Here is a 17,633-nt window from a genome sequence, read left to right as displayed (position 1 = left end):
ACAAAGAACTGACCTAGGCTAGAGTGCAAACTCTCAGGGTCAGTTTTTTTATTGTCTTTATGGCAGTTATGGAGATGCCTAGTCCAATTATTCTCTATCCGCATATCATGATCTCATTACTTGCTAAATGGAGATGAAGCGATGTCGGCCCCTATCAAGAGCAGAGCTAGCAACGCCCGAATAGATGTCCTGATCCCGGCAATTGAGAAGGATTTATCAACGCTGCCCTATGTGATCGATGCTGTGCGTAAACAAGTAAAGCATCCCATTGGCCGCTTCATGATCGTAGCTCCGAACCGAGTCCGAATGCGGAATCTGTGTAAGCGTAAGAGATGCACGTTCGTCAACGAGAACACGGTGCTTCCGATTACGAAGAGAAACATCAACTATCGCTCCAAGAAGTGGGAACGGTCGGGTTGGATGTTTCAGCAATTGTTAAAAATGGGCGGGGACAAATTATGTACCTCGAAATACTTCTTGGTCATCGACGCAGACACCATCTTAATCCGGCCCCATGTATTCCGAACCGGCAAGAAGACGCTGTTCTACACCCGCAGCTGGAGCCAGCCGGAATATTTCCGAACCTATCGCAAGCTTATGGGGAAGCGAGCCGCATCCCCTACCTCCTTCGTTGCGCACTACATGCTGTTTGAGAAGGCAAAGCTGCGGCAATTGAAGCGGACGATTGCAGCGAAACACGGGATGAGCTGGTACTCGGCGATCCTACGGAAGATGGACAAAACCAAGCAGTTTGCCTTCTCTGAATTCGAAACCTACGGCAACTTCCTTTACGCGCAGAACCCGGGCGGGATTGCTCGCAGGAAGGCGCTGAATAAGAGTCTATCAACGAATATTGCACGAATGACACCTAAACAACTGAAGAGGCTGGCTAAGAGCTATCGCTCGCTCTCTTTTCATAAACGCAAAGGCTATTCGAGGAAAGCGGCCGGGAAGCGGAAATGATGCTGCTTCAATCCAACTCGAGGGGGAGGCATGTACGTGCGGATTGTTCTGCTTGGCGGCGGCTCAGGAAAGAGACTCTGGCCATTATCGAATGAGATTCGTTCGAAAATATTTCTAAAGCTTCTGCCCTCGAAGGATGGCGGCATGGAATCGATGATACAGCGAATCTGCCGACAATTGGAGGAAGCGGGTTTACTTCCACATACCTCGATCGTAGCGCATCAGAGTCAAGCCGAAATTATGCAAAATCATATCGGTGACGAAGTCCCTTTCCTGGCAGAACCCCATCGAAGAGGCACCTTCACGGCGGTTGCCTTGGCCGTGAGTTATTTGCATGCCAAGCTGCGGGTAGCGCCGAATGAAACGATCTGCGTGATACCGGCGGATTTGTTTGCGGAGTCGGAATTCTTCAGCCTGTTGAGCCGGTTTCCTGAAATCCTCAAACAATCGGGCTCGGAGCTGGCGTTGCTTGGAACAACCCCTAATCATCCCTCCAGCCAGTTCGGCTACATTGTACCTGCGCCGCAGCAAGATTCAGCGGATAAGGACTACTTAGAAGTCGCCTATTTCGTGGAAAAGCCGGATGAGGAGACCGCGCTGCGCCTCATCGGCAGTCAGGCGATGTGGAATTGCGGCGTGTTCGCTTTTCCGTTGTCCTTCATGCTCTCCAGTCTGCAAAGCAGAGGATTGCCGACAGATTATGACGAGCTGCTAGACTGCTACGAGCAGCTGCCTGAAGCGAGTTTCGATGTCGAGATCGTGGAGAAAACGCAGCCTGTCGTCGTTCTCCCTTTCAGTAATATGTGGAAGGATCTTGGTGACTGGAGTGTGCTGCCGAATTATTTTGGAAGCAGTGTCGTTGGCCTTGGGGAGATCTCCAGCGATTGTGTGCATACGCATCTAGTCAATGAACTTGCCTATCCCATCCATGTTGTGGGTGTCTCCAATATTATTGTAGCCGCCAGTGCAGATGGGATTCTCGTTGCCAATAAGGACCAATCCAACCAAATCAAGAAGCTGCGCAGCACCCGGCAACAGCCGATGTACGGAGAGAAAAGATGGGGGACCTATCGGGTATTGGATCAATCGAAGACAGGCGACTGCCTGCTGGAAACGTTGACGAAGAAAGTAGAATTGCTGCCCGGGAAACATACAAGCTATCATTCCCACCAGATGCGGCAAGAGATATGGACAATTATAAGTGGTCAAGGAGAGTTCATCTTGGAGGGCGTCAGTACGGGTATTCAAACCGGAGATGTTCTTCAAATTGCTGCCGGTGCGAGACATGCCATCAAAGCAATTACGCAGCTTGAATATATTGAGATCCAAATCGGGACGGAGCTCGTTGAAGCAGACATCTTGCGGCTGGCCGTGACCTGGGAGGAGATTATTCGGTATTGCAAGAAGGGTGAGTGAGGTGGCCTGTTCGGTAAGGTAGGTGCTAGCTGGCTTTGCGGGGGAACGTGTACAGGAGTTGCTGGACTCCGTGCGCAAGGGAAGTTGCATAGACGCCAGGCGCAAAGGACAATGCCTAAACGCCATTACGCTAACGAACCGTAGGGGCCTTATTCGGACGAAAATGGTTGCTTTTCAAATCTAACGAACCGTGGAGGTCTTATTGAGGGAAATCGGAGTGATTGGGGGGAACCTGCCACTAAATAAGACCCGTAGGGTTCGTTAAAATTCCAAACCAGGTTATTTAACTCAAATAAGACCTGTACGGTTCGTTAGCGTGAGCGCTGACGGAGCAAGGGTCCTGGCAACAACCTGAGAGTCGGGTTTTCCGACTCTCAGCTTCTTTAAATAACCGTCTTCGCGCGATAGTAGTCTCGAACGACTGCTTCGGCCTGCTTGCCGTACATACAGTAGTCCTTATTAGCCGCTGCGTCCTCCGGCTTGTACAGCTTGGCCGGCCAATCCCACAGCATAAAGCCCTCTACCCAGTCGCGCTTGTCGCAATGGCTGAACATGGCTTCGTAATAGCGCGCTTGCACATCCTCGCTCGCTTCGCCCGGCAATCCCCAATCATTCGGCAAATGCTGCGAGCCTTCACGGCTCGGGCAGCCTGCCTCCATGAACATAAACGGTTTGCCGTGCTGCTTCACGACACCTTCGATCCGGTCAAGCTGCTCCTCCCATGTGTCGATCGGATAGTAGCCGCTGGACGAGATTACATCCACCGCATCCCACCAGCTTACTTGATTCTCTTGGTATTTGTCGCAGTTGTAGGTAATGACGCCGGAGTAGACACGTCTAACCGCCGCAATCAACGCGCGCCACTCCGCAGCCCGTCGATCGGTTTGCACCATTTCGCAGCCGACGCACAGCATCTCGCAGCCGGTTTCTTCCGCGATCTGCGCGTAATGAAGCATGAAGCGGGTATACGAAGCGAACCACTCCGACCACTTCGGCTCACACGGTACATCTACATCGAAGAAGTTAATGTGTGCGCGCCAAGTGCCGTTCGCGCAATTGACGACCGGCTTGAGACAGACTTGTAGGCCAAGCGATTTGGCTTTCTCAATGGCCCAGCGTACTTCCTCATCCGTCACCGTAGGCGCTTCCCCGTACTTAATTTCCGTAGCTTGCGGATGTGCTTGCAGCGCGGCGAAAGTGATCGCCGTCCAGTTGACAGCCAGTCCTTCTTGCATAAGCTCCATAGAGCGTTCCGCCTGTTCGGTCCCCCAAGTGCCTCTAATTCCGGTCCAGCCCCAGGTCATTCCACCATAGTAGTTCGCCATCTTCTGCACGTCGTCTCAGCCTCCATCTCATTACACTCCTGTTTCATTGCTCCAGTAAAACAAATGCGAGGGCGTGCAGTCAATAGACATTTATCAACGTGGACCAGAAAGTCAATTGAAGACTACAAATCACAATTGAAACCATTTTACCCCCTTAGCGATTGGCTTATAGTTACACATGTAAGCGATATCATAATCGAAACAGGGGGAACAACAAATGAACAAAACAATCTCGTATACGATGATTTCACTTCTTCTCGTCACCTCGCTGGCTGCTTGCGGCAGCAATAATGAAAGCGCAAACACGAACGCGAATGCCGATGCGAGCAACAACGCCACTGCAGCAAACGCAGACACTTCGAATAACGCAGCGGCAACGAACGATGCAGCAACCAACGACGCAGCAGCGACTAACGATGGCGGAGACACGAAGGCGCTGAGCGGCAAGGTCGTATTCCTAACGAACCGTACAGATATGGTAGATAAGGAGTATAACGATTACGAGAAAAGGTTCGAAGCGAAGTACCCCGGCGTAGACCTGCAATTCGAAGCGATTACCGACTATGAGAAAAACGAGAAAATTCGTATCGCTTCCGGCACTTATCCGGATGTCGTTCTGCTCGGCGGATTGATTCCAAACTCCGATTACCCGAAATATTTTGCACCGCTGGATGATATCAAGTTCTCAGGCGACATCTACTTCAAAGATTTCAAATCCTTCGAAGGCAAATCATACGGTATCTCCTCCGGCAACAGCACGGTAGGAATTGTGTACAACAAGAAAGCTTTTGAGAAAGCAGGCGTTACCGCGGTTCCGAAAACATACGATGAGTTCCTCGTAGCCAGCCAGAAACTCAAGGATGCCGGCATCGTGCCGCTCGCATCGAACTTCAAGGATAAATGGCCGCTTGGCGCTTGGTCCGGCGATGTGCCGACGATTATCGGAGCAGCCGCAGACCACCAGAACAAACGGAAAGACACGGACACGCCATTCACAATGGATAACGTTTACGGCAAATCGTGGAGCATCATCCGCGAGCTGAAGGAGAAAGGCTTCCTCGAGAAGGACGTGAATTCCACGAACTGGGAGCAGTCCAAGAAGGATGTAGCGCAAGGCAACTTTGCCATGTACTTGCTTGGCAACTGGGTCATTAACCAAGTTATCGATGCCGGCGCGCCAGCATCCGATGTAGGTTTCTTCCCATTCCCTGCCGACAACTCCGGTCAAGCCAAAGCACCGCTTAACCCGGATTGGTTCTATGGCGTCAATAAAGACGGCAACGTGGAAGCAGCCAAAGCGTTCGTGCAATGGATGATCGAAGAGTCCGGCTACGATGAGTTCGCAGGCTTCATTCCAACATTGAAAGACAAACAACCGAAGCTTGCACAGCTGGCAGAATTCAATACGTACAACCCGACTTATTTTGAAGCTGTAGCCGGTGACGATGTTGCCACACAGATCTTGAACAAAGCGCAAATCGATCAAGATGCAGTACTTCAAGAGTTCGTTCTTTCCAAAAACCCGCAAGCCGTGCTGGATAAAGTGAACGCAGAGTGGGCGAAAGCGAAGAAACAAATCGTGAAATAGTAGTCGGTAAGCTAAAGCTAGATCAATTTTGCCAGGGTGGAACGGCTCTTTCAGGTTCGAGGTGAGGGCCTTCCGCCACAAGGTGAATTGCAGAAAGGAATGATCGCATCATGCTAGGCAACCTATCCTTTAAGAAACAGCGCATCATTATCATTGCATCCTTTACGATCATACCGCTCCTGCTGCTGCTGACTTTCTCCTATTATCCGACGCTAGAGCTGTTTCACCTTAGCTTCACGAATTGGGACGGACTGAGCCCGGATAAAGAATGGATCGGCTGGGACAATTACAAGGAAGTATTCACCGACCCCGATATCTTCGGCGTGTTTAAGCACAATTTTGCCTACTTCGCCGTAGGAATCGTGCAGAACATCGCGGCCATTTACTTTGCAATCGTCTTGAACGGCAAGCTGAAGGGACGTTATTTCTTCAGACTGCTGCTCTTTTTACCATATATCCTAAACGGCGTGGCGGTGGCATACCTGTTTGGTTATGTGTTTGACACGACGCAAGGCTCGCTTAATACGCTGCTTGCTGCAATTGGCCTGAATGGTGAAATCAGCTGGCTCGGCAGTGAATCCTTCGTCAACTACACGCTGGCTTCGATCGGCTTCTGGCGGTTTATGGGCTTTAACATGGTTATCTACTTGGCAGCGTTGCAGTCCATTCCATCAGATCTCTATGAAGCGGCGCAAATCGACGGAGCTAACGCGTGGAAACAATTTCTCTTCATTACACTGCCTAATATTTATAAAATCATCGAGCTTAACCTGTTCCTGACCGTCACCGGAGCACTTGAGGTATTCGACCTTCCGTTTGTGCTGACGAACGGCGGACCGGCAGGCGCGAGCGAAACCTATGTATTCAAAATCATTGCAACGGCATTCCAATTCAATAATTATGGCTTGGCATCAGCGATGAGCGTCGTGCTTCTATTAATAGTTGTGCTTGTGCTATCGATTCAGCGTCTGCTCTTCAGCAAAGGAGGGGACTAAGGCATGCGCGCGCACAATCCGATTGCATCTACTGTGAAATATTTGACCTTGCTGTTCGCGTCTTTCATGATCGTATTCCCGCCTTACGTCATTATCGTGAATGCTTTCAAGACCAAAGAAGAGTTCCAAACGAAGTCGACGATGTCCTTGCCGGATTCGTTCTTCCATTTCGGCAATTTCGTGCATGCGTTCCAGCAGGCGAATATGACGAAGGCTTTTGGCAATACACTGGTTATTGTTGCGGTTACGCTGATTCTGAATATCGTGCTTGGCTCGGCGTTCTGCTATGCGGTTGGGCGGTTTACGTTTAGGTTCAAAGGTTTCCTCGTCGGGCTGTTTCTGATGGCGACGGTCATCCCTTCGATTACGACACAGGTCGTGAACTTTAAGACGATTCAATCGATGCACCTGACGAACAACCTGATGGGGCCGATGCTGATCTATATTGGCGCTGATATTTTGCAAATCTACATCTATCTGCAGTTCATTCGCAATGTGCCCTATGAGCTGGATGAAAGTGCGATGATTGAAGGCGCTTCATTGTTCAAAATCTATACGACGATTATTTTCCCGCTGCTGGCACCTGCGACGGCGACGATCGTGATTCTGAAGACGATCAGCATTTATAACGATATCTACACGCCATTCTTGTATATGCCGACGCCCGAGCTGGTGGTTGTATCGACCTCATTGATGCGATTCTTCGGTGTGAACAGCGGGGATTGGCAGAGTATCTCGGCGGCCATCATCATTATCATGATTCCGACTTCGCTGCTTTACTTGTTCCTGCAGAAATATATTTTTGCCGGTGTGACGAGCGGTGCGGTAAAATAAGGCTACTTTCGCTTGGGCGGTGAGGAAAAGACATGAAAATCATGATCGTGGACGACGAGCAGTTCATCCGTCTTGGCCTCGAGAAAATCATTATGAAGAGTGATGAAACGCATAATGTGATCGGCTCCTTCAGCAACGGTCAGGAGGCGTGGAATTTCCTGCTTGGGCATGAGAGCCAAGAGCCGGATGTACTCATTACGGATATTAAGATGCCGATGATGGACGGGCTGAAGCTGAGCGAGCTTGTGCGGGAGAAATATAAGAACATTACCATTATCATCTTAAGCGGCTTCAGTGATTTTGAATATGCGCGGTCTGCCTTGCGGTTTGGGGTAAGAGACTACTTGCTGAAGCCGGTGGATAAGAGTGCGTTGTTCGACTTGCTGGGCAAAATCCGCACGGAGAAGTGCAACGGCAGCGGGGTAGCGGTGGAAGACGGCGCGCAGCTGGAGAGCGATCATTATATTATTGATCAGATGAAGGATATTCTGGATCGGGAATATGATAAGAACTTTGAGCTGGAGCGGCTGGCGGACAGTGTCGGGATGAATGCGAGCTACATTAGCAGGCTGTTCAAGCACAAGACGTCGATGACGATTACGGATTACTTGATTCAGCTTCGAATTGAGAAGGCGAAGCAATTTCTAGCCGATCATCCGCATTTGAAGAATTATGAGATTTCGCATCTGGTCGGCTACAGCGACCCGGTTTACTTCAACAAGCTGTTTAAGAAAATGGTCGGCGTGACGCCGAAGGATTATAAAGATAAACATCGCTGGCCTTAGGGGGCGGGGGATAGTGGGCTAGCCGGACGAGTGGTTCGGCTAGCTTTCTTTCGTCATGCGATCGCAGCTCCTTGTTCCAGCTCCTAACTCCCAGCTGTTTAGTCATGCGATCGTGCGTCGTCGCGGAACTTGGCCGGCGTGACGTGCATGAGCGAGTGGAAGGTGCGCGTGAAGTAATGGACGGAGCCGAAGCCGGTCCGCTCGGCGATTTCCTTTATCGTTAACTCGGAATATCGCAGCAGCTCAGCCGCCCTTCGAACACGCTGCTGGCGGACGTAATTGGTATAGGATTCGTTGACGCCGGAAGAGAACAGGCGGGATAAGTGGCGCGGCGATAGATTGATCTGGGCTGCGACCTTGTCGAGCGAGAGCTCGTCATCGTTCAAGTTATCGGTAATGAAGAGCTTCGCCTGTTTCAGCAGTGCAGTTGAACTTCGGCGAGGCATCGCCGACGGCATATTGCCAGGCTGCATGAGCGGCTTGCAGAATAGGCCGGGTAAGGCGAGTAACAGAGATGCAGCAAGCTGCGGCAGTACGGATTCCGGCAGCGAAGGCGAATCGGATTGACGCCGGATCAGCGAGCGCCATAGCTGGGAGGCAGGGAGTTCGTCGCAATCGTAGACGATGACGGTGTCCGTCTCTGCCATCGCTTGGAAGGCGGAGCGCACCGCATCTGAGCTTCCTTTCTCATCAATCTCAAAAGCGACGAAGAGAAGGCTGTTCTCCGGCTCGCCTTGAATGTAGTGGGTGATGCCGGGGCGGGAGCAGAACATTGTTCCTTTCTGCAAAGGGTAGGTGACGCCGTCATCGAGATAGGTGCCTTTACCGCCGAGCACATAGCAAATTTCAAAGAAGGAATGCTTATGCAGAAAATTGGATGTATGGCGCTCGTGAACGCCCCAATAGTGAACGGTAAATACCGCTTCGGCTGTTTTAAGCCGTAAGGCATATTGATTCAGCCACGTGTCGCTTTCCTCCCACATATACATGACTAACAGGCACCTCCGGACAGGTTATAGTGGTTGGCGTGAAAAGACAAAAAGCTGGCTTCAACGGCTAAAGACCGAAACCCCTTGATTCTACTACAATAAGGTCATAGGAAAGCGAATTCACTCATAGGGGGATTGTAACATGATTACAGCTCAGGATGTAGAATTTTACAAAGAAAATGGTTATTTGCTAGTGAAAGGCGTATTCAACAAAGGTGAAATTGAAACGATGCGCAAAGCGGTTGACGGTATTATCGATCGCGCAGCAAGAGCGAATATGGATCACAATGCACAGTGGCAAGGTGACTTCCTGCCGGCGGAAGATTTGAAGAAGCTCGTTCTGAAAGGTTTCCATGATGTGCATTACCATGATGCTTCCTTCCTTCGCGCTTTGTCGCACCCGAACATGACGGATGTGCTGTCGCAAATCATCGGACCAAACGTTCAACTCCACCATTCCAAAATGCTGGTGAAGCCGCCGGAAAACGGCGCCGCGTTCCCAATGCACCAGGATCACCCTTACTTCCCGCATGAGCAGCACACAATGTTGGCCGCAAGTGTCCATCTGGACGATGCAGACCTGGAAAATGGCTGCTTGCACGTTATGCCGGGCTCGCACAAATGGGGCGAACTGCCGCACATGGGCAGACATTACCTGAATGCGAAGGAATATCCGGTATCCGATGGTGTGCCATGCGTAGCAGAAGCGGGCGATGTGCTGTTCTTCAACTACTTGACCATTCACGGCTCACCTGCTAACCGCAGCGAGCGGACTCGCCGCAACGTGCTGTTCCAATACCGCAGCGCAACAGACTTCCCATCCAAACAAGAGCATATCAACTGGGGCATGGGCCTCATGGTATGCGGCGAGAATCCAAACTTCAACAAAGCAAGACCGGAATATTCGGTTATTTCGATCTAATAAGAGGCCGGACAGGGGCGATCCTGTCCGGCTTTTTTTTGTTTGCGTTACTCGCCCGAAGCGCGAGCATTGTAACCCGCTAGAACCGAGCTTACCCGTTTTCAAGCTCGTAAGCGGATATGCCGCTTAAAGCCTTCAATCCCGCTGGATTCGCTCGATCCTCGCGGTTACTTCTGTGCAAGAGTCAGGATCCGCGAATACTTATGCTGAGAGTTCGAAAACCGAACTCTCAGCTGCAAGAGCGCTAGAAAAACAAGCCGAGAGTCCCGAAATCGAACTCTCAGCGACCAAACTAACCGGATCCTGTCCGCGCCGGAGGATGAGAGTGGGAAAACCAGTCTCTCACTCGTCCCGGCCACCACTTCACCTCTCTTCACATGGACTTCATTTATGCGTGCTATTGTGAATAACGGAGAACAAATAGAGAGGTGGAATCCTAACCTTATGGATCGTTCCAGTTTGAAATTAATGGCCGCGGCGATGCTGCTGACGGCGATGCTGACGGGATGCGGCGCGCAAAACGACGAGCAGCAGCCGACTAATAACGGACAAGCGGCTGTCGGCGGGTTTAATGGCGGCGATGTGAATCAGCCGGATCGGACGGCGGATTTTCTGGCAAAAGTGGTGAAGGTATCCGGTGATGCGATTATCGTGCAGAAATCAACGTTATCTCCGGCGGATATGCCGCGCGGTGGTGGCGGGTTCGGAGGCGGCGGTGGCGGGCGTCCGAATCGGGACGGGCAAGCGAAATCGGGCGAAGGCCGGAACGGTACCGGCAATGCCGCCGCACCCGAAGCTGGCAACGGCACCGCACCTGAGAGCGAAGCTCCCCCAACGGGCGGTGGCAACGGAGCGGCAGCTAATGCCCCGCAAGGTAACGCAGGCGCAGACGGTGCGCAAGGCAACGCTGCACCAAACGGAGAAGGCGGCAAACGCCAAGGCGGCAGATTCGGAGGCGGCGCAGGCTTCATGGATCAAATGAAATTCGAAGATGCGCAGACAACGGTAGCGGTCGACGCCGACACGGAAATCGTAACGATGAGCCGAGGTCAGGATGGCATGACGACCAATGCGCTCAAAGCCTCTGATCTGAAGGAAGGCGACATCCTCACCGTGTGGCTGTCCTCCGATAACGCGACGGCGCAATATATCTCGCTCCGGTTCAATCCGGGAACTCAAGGAAAGGCAGGAAACGGGCAATGAGAAAATGGTGGCTGCTCGGGATCGGCGTGCTGCTAGTTGCAGCTGCAGTTGTGGTTTATATGAAAATGGGAACGAAGGAGGAGCCGTTAGCACAGGTACAATCCACCACCCAAGTGGTCAAAGGTACTATTGAGGTGCATGTGAGTGGAACCGGCAGCTTGGCTCCGCTCGACAAACAAACGGTTAAAGCGACCGAGCAAGGAACTGTCGAGAAAATAAACGTGAAAGAAGGCGACATCGTTAAGAAAGGCGATGTATTGCTGACGATCGAAGGCGTGGACAATTCCGACAAGATTAAATCCGAAAAGCTCAACCTGGAAAGCAAGCTGCTAGACTTGGAGGATACACAGTCCAAGCTGAAAACAGCGACAGAGGAAAGCGATATTTCCAACATTAAACTAAGCTTGAAGAAACAGCAGCTTGCGATCGAGCAGTCCAGAACGTCGATTACCGACTTGGAAGAGAGCCAAGAAGGAAGCACGATTACGGCACCGATCGAGGGCACAGTTACAACGCTATCTATCGTCGAAGGGGACTCCTTGAATCCTTCAACTGAAATCTTAACCATCGCAAACTATGCTTCTTTGGAAATGGTCGTTGGCATCGATGAGCTCGATATCGCCAAGGTCAAAGAGGGCCAGAGCGCTACGATCTCTGTAGAAGCATTGGCTGACCAGACTTTCACAGGTAAAGTAGTGAAAATCGCAGACGAAGGTACAGCAAGCAACGGGGTAGCTTCATTCGATGTTACCGTTGCCCTAGATAAAGCGCAAAATCTCAAGAGCGGGATGTCCGCGGAAGCAAGCATCGAGATCGAGAAGAAAGAAAATACGCTCATGCTTCCAATTGACGCAGTTCAATCATTAGGCAAACGCTACATGGTTATGCTCCCGGCAGGTACGCAAACGGCAAGTAACGGCGCTGCAGGCGGACCATCCACAACAGGTGGCGGCAGAACAGAAACAACGACGGATAAAGGTACAGATAAAGCGGGCTCCGGCGATGAGTCCACACAAGGCCAGGGTCAATCCAGAGGCCAAGGCCAACAAGGTCAATTCAGCGGTCAAGCGGGCGCAGGCGGCGGAGGCGGTCAATTCGCCGGTCGTACGGGTGGCAGAAACGGCGCAAGCAGCCGCTTCGGCAATGGCGTCCCAACAATGATCGAGGTCGGAATTCATAATGAAGACTACATTGAAATCCTCTCCGGACTTAAAGAAGGCGACAAAGTTGTGGTACCAACCGTTGTAGCTTCAACCGGTGCAACCGGGGCGCAAGCAGGCTTCGCAGGTGCAGCAGGAGGCTTCGGCGGGTTTGGCGGCGGAGGCGGCTTCGGCGGAGGCGGCGGTGTTCGAGTCGAACGCGCGGCAGGCGGAGGCGGAGCTCAGACGCGTGCCGGAGGTACGCAAGGCGGAGGCGGTGGAGGCACCGGCGGCGGAGGAACACGCTAATGGAAGCCAAACGTGAACCACTCATTCATATCGAGAACTTGTCCAAATTGTACAAAATGGGCGGAGAAACCGTCCACGCACTCAGCGATATTTCAATGAAGATCGATTATGGTGATTTTATCGCCATCATCGGTCCGTCGGGTTCCGGCAAGTCGACACTGATGAATGTTATCGGCTGTCTGGATGCGCCGACCGAAGGAAAGTATTGGCTCGATGGCGAAGAAGTGAGCCGACTCCGGGAGAATAGGCTCGCTGAAATTCGCAACAGCAAGATCGGGTTTATTTTTCAAGGATTCAATTTGCTCAATAAGCTGTCGGCTCTTGAAAATGTCGAGCTTCCGCTCATCTACCGGGGCATCCCTGCGAAGCAGCGCAAGGAACAGGCCATCGAGGCGCTCACCAAGGTCGGACTCGAAGAGCGCGTCAAGCATAAACCGAGCGAGCTGTCTGGTGGACAACAACAGCGCGTAGCGATCGCAAGAGCTTTGGCGGGCAACCCTCCGATTCTGCTGGCCGATGAGCCGACCGGAGCACTTGATACCCGTACCGGGGTCGAGGTTATGGGGCTGATGAAGGAATTGAACAAGCAAGGACATACCATTGTCCTCATTACGCATGATACGGCCATTTCGCAGCAAGCGCGGCGAGTCGTGCGCATTCAAGATGGTCAAATCAGTGAAGAAGGCGGTGAGAGACGTGAACGTCAGTCAAGCCTTCAAAATGGCGGCTAAAAGCATCCTTTCCAACAAAATGAGATCGCTGCTCACGATGCTGGGCATCATTATCGGGGTAGCGGCCGTCATTGCTTTGGTCGGTGTCGGCCAAGGGACAACGAAGCAGGTCACCGATCAGGTGCAGAGCTTAGGCACCAATCTGCTCACGGTCAATATTACGGGGCGCGGCTCCAAGACGACCGTGGATTATAAGGAAGCGGAAGAAATTACGGCGAAGGACGATATCGCTTTTGCCGCTCCAATCAATCAGTCGAATGCGACCGTCAAGAATGGGAGCGAGAGCACGTCAGTCAGCGTAGTCGGTACGACAGAAGACTACTTGGACGTGAAGGAGTATGATGTAGCGGCAGGGCGGTTCGTCGCGCAAATCGACCTCGATTATTATCAGAAGATTGCGGTGCTGGGATCGACGACGGCAACGGATCTGTTCGGGACGACAAACGCGGTCGGGCAAACCTTTCTGATTAACGGAGTCAGATACAAAGTGGTAGGTGTGCTGGCTTCCAAGGGCAGCTCGCTGACCGGCTCCAACGACGAAGTTGTCGTGATTCCGATTACAACAGCAGAGAGATTGTTTAAATCCAAAGGGGTCAAAACAATCAATGTGCAGGTGGCGGATGCGGACAAAATGGATGCCGTCGTAACCGAGCTTGAAACAGCGCTGACGAAGAAGTTCCGCGGCGATACGGACAGCTTCCGCGTATTCAACCAGCAGGATCTGCTCGATTCCTTCAGCAGCATCTCGGATACGTTGTCGCTCGCACTTGGCGGCGTTGCAGCGATTTCCCTGCTTGTTGGCGGCATCGGCATCATGAATATTATGCTCGTATCCGTTACCGAACGGACGCGGGAAATCGGCATTCGCAAAGCTATTGGCGCGAAGAAGCGGGATATTCTAACCCAGTTTCTCATTGAGGCCATCGCCTTAAGCGGGCTTGGAGGTCTGCTCGGCGTTGGCATTGGCGTCGGGGCCTCGCAGCTGTTATCCAAGGCGATGAGCATGACCGTCGTCTTGTCGATGCCAATCATTGGCTTGGCATTCGGCTTCTCGGTCTTCATCGGTGTGGTGTTCGGCCTGTTCCCGGCGAACAAAGCATCCAATTTGCGGCCAATTGAAGCGCTGCGATTTGAATAGCTCACAAGAGGAGTCGCAGGTGAGAGGGGAAGCCTTCTCACCGGCCCTCCTCTTTTTTATATCTTGCCGTCCATTTATTATATTTACGATAGGGATTCAACTCCGATAAAGTAGCCTTATGGATGTCTACTACTAGAAAGAGGTGCTCGCATTGAAATCGAAATTCACCTATACACCGCCGGCTAACGGTTATCCGGAGTGGAACAATAACCCTGAGATTTTTGAATTGAACCGAATGAAGGCACATGCTACGCTGATGCCCTTCGATTCTATAGAAGAAGCACTGAAAGGCGATCGCAATGCATCTCGCAGCAGCTTATCACTGAACGGGAACTGGAAGTTTGCTTTTGCCGAAACGCCGTCAAAACGTATTGCGAACTTCTACGAGGATGGCTTTGATACGAGCGCTTGGGACGAAATCGCGGTACCCGGACATTGGCAGCTGCAAGGCTACGATTACCCGCAATATACGAATATCCGTTATCCGTGGGAAGCATCAGAGCCGGACCTTAAGCCTCCTTTTGCACCGACCAAATATAATCCCGTTGGCTCCTATGTACGCAGCTTTACGGTTCCTGATAATTGGCAGGGCCAGCCCGTATTTATCAGCTTCCAAGGGGTAGAGTCGGCTTTCTACGTTTGGTTAAACGGTGAACTGGTCGGTTACAGCGAAGATACGTTTACGCCTGCTGAGTTTGATCTTACGCCATATCTGCGTGCCGGTGACAACAAGCTTGCCGTCGAAGTGTACCGCTGGTGCGATGCAAGCTGGCTGGAGGATCAGGATTTCTGGCGGATGAGCGGGATTTTCCGTGATGTGTATTTGTATACGGCTCCGAAAGCGCATATCTATGACTTCTTCGTAACAACAGAGCTTGACGATGCTTACCGCGATGCCGAGCTTAAACTGAGAGCGACAATCATGAACTACTGGGAAGTGGATCTCGGGACGGTAACGGTGGAAGCGCAGCTGTATGACAGCAAGCGGCAGCCGGTTCTGGCACAGCCCATCGTTGTAACCACTACGCTTGGAAGCAGCGAAGCGGAAGTAGAGATCGAAGCCTCCGTGCAAGTAGCCAATCCACTCAAGTGGAGCGCAGAGCAGCCGAACCTATACACGCTTGTCATTAGTCTGAAGGATGCCGAGCAGAAGCAGCTCGAGACAATCAGTACACAAACGGGCTTCCGTAAGTTTGAAATCAAGGATGGGCTGATGCTCATTAACGGACAGCGTATCGTGTTTAAAGGGACTAACCGTCATGAATTCTCTTGCCATACCGGCCGTGCGCTGGCGCTGGAGGACATGATTACAGACGTTAAATTGATGAAAACGCACAATATCAACTCTGTTCGGACTTCGCATTACCCGAATCATCCGCTCTGGTATGAGCTGTGCAATCAATATGGTCTGTACGTCATTGACGAGACGAATCTGGAGACGCATGGCAGCTGGGCGTACGATCAATTGGAGCTGCTGCCGCATAACGTGCCGGCTAGCAACCCGGCATGGACAGCGAATGTGCTGGATCGGGCGAACTCCATGATGCAGCGGGATAAGAACCATCCGTCCATCATCATTTGGTCGCTTGGGAACGAATCTTTTGGCGGCGATAACTTTGTCAAAATGCATGATTTCCTTCGCGAAGCAGATCCTTCACGTCTCGTTCATTATGAAGGCGTAACAATGTGGAGAGAATCGGCTGACGCGACAGATATTGAGAGCTTCATGTACGCGAAGCCGCATAAGCTGGCTGAGTATGCGCACGATCATCGTCCGAAGAAGCCTTATATTCTATGCGAATACAGCCATGCGATGGGCAACTCCTGCGGTGGATTGCATATCTACACGGAGCTGTTCGACAAGCATCCGGTGCTGCAGGGCGGGTTTATTTGGGACTGGGTTGACCAAGCGATTTGGACAACCGGCGAAGACGGCGTCTCCTACATGGCCTATGGCGGAGACTTTGGAGAGCAGCCGCATGACGGTAATTTCTGCGGCAACGGGTTGATTTTCGCGGACCGCTCCATCTCGCCTAAACTGCTGGAAGTGAAGAAATGCTACCAGAATATCGGGATTACCGAAGTGGATGGCAAACAAGGTCTGTACCGCATTCAGAATAAGAACTTGTTCACGAATTTGGATGCTTATACGCTGCAGTGGTCGGTTGCGCTTGATGGTGTGCTTGCTGCTGAAGGCAGCTTGACTGTTGCTGTGGCGCCGGGTGAAGCTGAGGAGATAACGCTTCCGCTGCCGGCTCGCGAGGAGCATAACGGGGAAGCTGTCTTGACCATCAGCTTCGTCACGACAGAGGCTGCGCAATGGGCTGCTGCCGGTCATGAGGTCGCGTTCGAGCAATTCGTCCTTGCCGCTTCGAAGTCGGCGCTTGTGGGCTCTGTGCGCGTTGAGAGCAGCGGTGCAGTGGACGTATCCGAGCTCGCGGATGTGTTGACCGTGCAAGGGGCAGGCTTCACAGCCGAGTTCGCTCAAACAACCGGCAGCCTCGTGTCCTACAAGGTTGGTGGAAACGAGCTGCTGAAGAGCGCGCTTGCGCCTAACTTCTGGCGCGCGTACACCGACAATGACCGCGGCAACAAGCACCACGAGCGTTGTGCAACTTGGCGCAGTGCGGGCGAAGAACGCGTGCTGCGTGCGCTTCGATGGGAAGCGCTGGCTGACCGAGTCATCGTGCATGCGGAATATCTGCTGCCGACTACAGTGGAATCCACTTGCTCCATTACGTACACGGTTATGGGCAGCGGTGCGATCCAAGTGCTCCAGCAACTGGCACCGGGAGAAGGCTTGCCGGAAATTCCGGAAGTCGGCATGATGCTCGTCATGGATGGCTCCTTCGAGAACCTGGAATGGTACGGCAAAGGGCCGCATGAATCGTATTGGGATCGCCAAGGCAGTGCGAAGCTTGGCTTGTACCAAGGCACACCAGCGGAGCAATTCGTTCCCTACCTGCGTCCGCAGGAGTGCGGTAACAAGATGGGCGTACGCCGTGCAGCAATTGGCAATGGCGCGGGAGCGACACTGCATATCACAGGTGCACCATCTTTTGAACTCAATGTGCTGCCGTATACGCCGTTTGAGCTGGAAGCGCATGATCATGTCTATAAGCTGCCTGCCAGCGATAAGACGGTTGTACGGATCAACTACAAGCAAATGGGTGTAGGCGGAGATGACAGCTGGGGTGCGATGCCGCATCCGCAATATTTGCTGCAAGCGAACAAGACGTATGCGTTCTCCTTCACATTGCAAGGCAAATAAGTAATGAAAAAAGCGTCCCGTGCTG

Annotated in this window: 14 protein-coding genes; 12 read left to right on the top strand and 2 right to left on the bottom strand. The window is 52.1% G+C overall.

The features are described from left to right. Window positions 1–141: 141 nt before the first annotated feature. The gene (locus AC0YNS_RS18315) at window positions 142–963 is read left to right on the top strand and encodes a DUF6492 family protein (RefSeq protein ID WP_475782397.1); all 822 of its coding nucleotides are present in this window, start codon (window positions 142–144) and stop codon (window positions 961–963) included. A gap of 36 nt (window positions 964–999) precedes the next feature. Beyond that, window positions 1,000–2,379, top strand: a complete 1,380-nt coding sequence (locus AC0YNS_RS18310) for a sugar phosphate nucleotidyltransferase (protein ID WP_475782396.1) — start codon at window positions 1,000–1,002, stop codon at window positions 2,377–2,379. A gap of 383 nt (window positions 2,380–2,762) precedes the next feature. Here AC0YNS_RS18310 and AC0YNS_RS18305 read toward each other — a convergent pair whose 3' ends face one another. Next, a complete protein-coding gene (locus tag AC0YNS_RS18305; RefSeq protein ID WP_475782479.1) occupies window positions 2,763–3,704 on the bottom strand; it encodes a glycoside hydrolase family 113 in 942 nt (313 codons plus the stop codon). A gap of 217 nt (window positions 3,705–3,921) precedes the next feature. Here AC0YNS_RS18305 and AC0YNS_RS18300 point away from each other — a divergent pair, with 217 nt between their 5' ends. The 4 genes from AC0YNS_RS18300 (at window position 3,922) to AC0YNS_RS18285 (ending at window position 7,906) form a co-directional block, all read left to right on the top strand. Beyond that, window positions 3,922–5,292: an ABC transporter substrate-binding protein gene (locus tag AC0YNS_RS18300; RefSeq protein ID WP_475782395.1), complete on the top strand. Its 1,371-nt coding sequence runs from the start codon at window positions 3,922–3,924 to the stop codon at window positions 5,290–5,292. Between the two features lie 110 nt (window positions 5,293–5,402). After that, the gene (locus tag AC0YNS_RS18295) at window positions 5,403–6,287 is read left to right on the top strand and encodes a carbohydrate ABC transporter permease (protein ID WP_475782394.1); all 885 of its coding nucleotides are present in this window, start codon (window positions 5,403–5,405) and stop codon (window positions 6,285–6,287) included. A 3-nt stretch (window positions 6,288–6,290) separates the two neighbouring features. After that, window positions 6,291–7,121, top strand: a complete 831-nt coding sequence (locus tag AC0YNS_RS18290) for a carbohydrate ABC transporter permease (RefSeq protein WP_475782393.1) — start codon at window positions 6,291–6,293, stop codon at window positions 7,119–7,121. Window positions 7,122–7,153: 32 nt separating this feature from the next. Next, window positions 7,154–7,906 carry a response regulator transcription factor gene (locus AC0YNS_RS18285; RefSeq protein WP_475782392.1) on the top strand — a complete coding sequence of 251 codons (753 nt, stop codon included), beginning with the start codon at window positions 7,154–7,156 and terminating at the stop codon, window positions 7,904–7,906. 98 nt (window positions 7,907–8,004) lie between these two features. On the opposite strand, the gene AC0YNS_RS18280 is transcribed toward AC0YNS_RS18285, so the two are convergent. Beyond that, window positions 8,005–8,895, bottom strand: coding sequence for a helix-turn-helix domain-containing protein (locus tag AC0YNS_RS18280; protein WP_475782391.1), 891 nt, complete (start codon window positions 8,893–8,895; stop codon window positions 8,005–8,007). A gap of 142 nt (window positions 8,896–9,037) precedes the next feature. On the opposite strand from AC0YNS_RS18280, the gene AC0YNS_RS18275 reads away from it, so the two are divergent. The 6 genes from AC0YNS_RS18275 to lacZ all read left to right on the top strand — a co-directional run bounded on the left by AC0YNS_RS18275 (window position 9,038) and on the right by lacZ (window position 17,608). Beyond that, window positions 9,038–9,817 carry a phytanoyl-CoA dioxygenase family protein gene (locus tag AC0YNS_RS18275; RefSeq protein ID WP_475782390.1) on the top strand — a complete coding sequence of 260 codons (780 nt, stop codon included), beginning with the start codon at window positions 9,038–9,040 and terminating at the stop codon, window positions 9,815–9,817. 444 nt (window positions 9,818–10,261) lie between these two features. Continuing rightward, window positions 10,262–11,020 (top strand): hypothetical protein, encoded by a 759-nt coding sequence (locus AC0YNS_RS18270; protein WP_475782389.1) that lies wholly within the window; start codon window positions 10,262–10,264, stop codon window positions 11,018–11,020. Beyond that, window positions 11,017–12,468 (top strand): efflux RND transporter periplasmic adaptor subunit, encoded by a 1,452-nt coding sequence (locus AC0YNS_RS18265; protein WP_475782388.1) that lies wholly within the window; start codon window positions 11,017–11,019, stop codon window positions 12,466–12,468. Before AC0YNS_RS18270 ends, AC0YNS_RS18265 begins: the two co-directional genes overlap by 4 nt. After that, window positions 12,468–13,199 (top strand): ABC transporter ATP-binding protein, encoded by a 732-nt coding sequence (locus AC0YNS_RS18260; protein WP_475782387.1) that lies wholly within the window; start codon window positions 12,468–12,470, stop codon window positions 13,197–13,199. Before AC0YNS_RS18265 ends, AC0YNS_RS18260 begins: the two co-directional genes overlap by 1 nt. Next, the gene (locus AC0YNS_RS18255; protein WP_090985647.1) at window positions 13,165–14,337 is read left to right on the top strand and encodes an ABC transporter permease; all 1,173 of its coding nucleotides are present in this window, start codon (window positions 13,165–13,167) and stop codon (window positions 14,335–14,337) included. The genes AC0YNS_RS18260 and AC0YNS_RS18255 overlap by 35 nt, the downstream gene beginning before the upstream one ends. A gap of 151 nt (window positions 14,338–14,488) precedes the next feature. Beyond that, window positions 14,489–17,608: a beta-galactosidase, LacZ type gene (lacZ, locus tag AC0YNS_RS18250; RefSeq protein ID WP_475782386.1), complete on the top strand. Its 3,120-nt coding sequence runs from the start codon at window positions 14,489–14,491 to the stop codon at window positions 17,606–17,608. The last annotated feature ends 25 nt before the right edge of the window (window positions 17,609–17,633 follow it).

The organism is Paenibacillus sp. J22FR21 (genome assembly GCF_056269135.1).
This window is presented reverse-complemented; position numbering and strand designations above follow the sequence as displayed.

Excerpts from the sequence above, each read along its gene's own strand:
- AC0YNS_RS18300 (WP_475782395.1), top strand. The coding sequence starts at position 3,922 with ATGAACAAAACAATCTCGTATACGATGATTTCACTTCTTCTCGTCACC.
- AC0YNS_RS18270 (WP_475782389.1), top strand. The coding sequence starts at position 10,262 with ATGGATCGTTCCAGTTTGAAATTAATGGCCGCGGCGATGCTGCTGACG.
- AC0YNS_RS18285 (WP_475782392.1), top strand. The coding sequence starts at position 7,154 with ATGAAAATCATGATCGTGGACGACGAGCAGTTCATCCGTCTTGGCCTC.
- AC0YNS_RS18290 (WP_475782393.1), top strand. The coding sequence starts at position 6,291 with ATGCGCGCGCACAATCCGATTGCATCTACTGTGAAATATTTGACCTTG.
- AC0YNS_RS18295 (WP_475782394.1), top strand. The coding sequence starts at position 5,403 with ATGCTAGGCAACCTATCCTTTAAGAAACAGCGCATCATTATCATTGCA.
- AC0YNS_RS18280 (WP_475782391.1), bottom strand. The coding sequence starts at position 8,895 with ATGTATATGTGGGAGGAAAGCGACACGTGGCTGAATCAATATGCCTTA.
- AC0YNS_RS18265 (WP_475782388.1), top strand. The coding sequence starts at position 11,017 with ATGAGAAAATGGTGGCTGCTCGGGATCGGCGTGCTGCTAGTTGCAGCT.
- AC0YNS_RS18305 (WP_475782479.1), bottom strand. The coding sequence starts at position 3,704 with ATGGCGAACTACTATGGTGGAATGACCTGGGGCTGGACCGGAATTAGA.
- AC0YNS_RS18260 (WP_475782387.1), top strand. The coding sequence starts at position 12,468 with ATGGAAGCCAAACGTGAACCACTCATTCATATCGAGAACTTGTCCAAA.
- AC0YNS_RS18275 (WP_475782390.1), top strand. The coding sequence starts at position 9,038 with ATGATTACAGCTCAGGATGTAGAATTTTACAAAGAAAATGGTTATTTG.
- AC0YNS_RS18315 (WP_475782397.1), top strand. The coding sequence starts at position 142 with ATGTCGGCCCCTATCAAGAGCAGAGCTAGCAACGCCCGAATAGATGTC.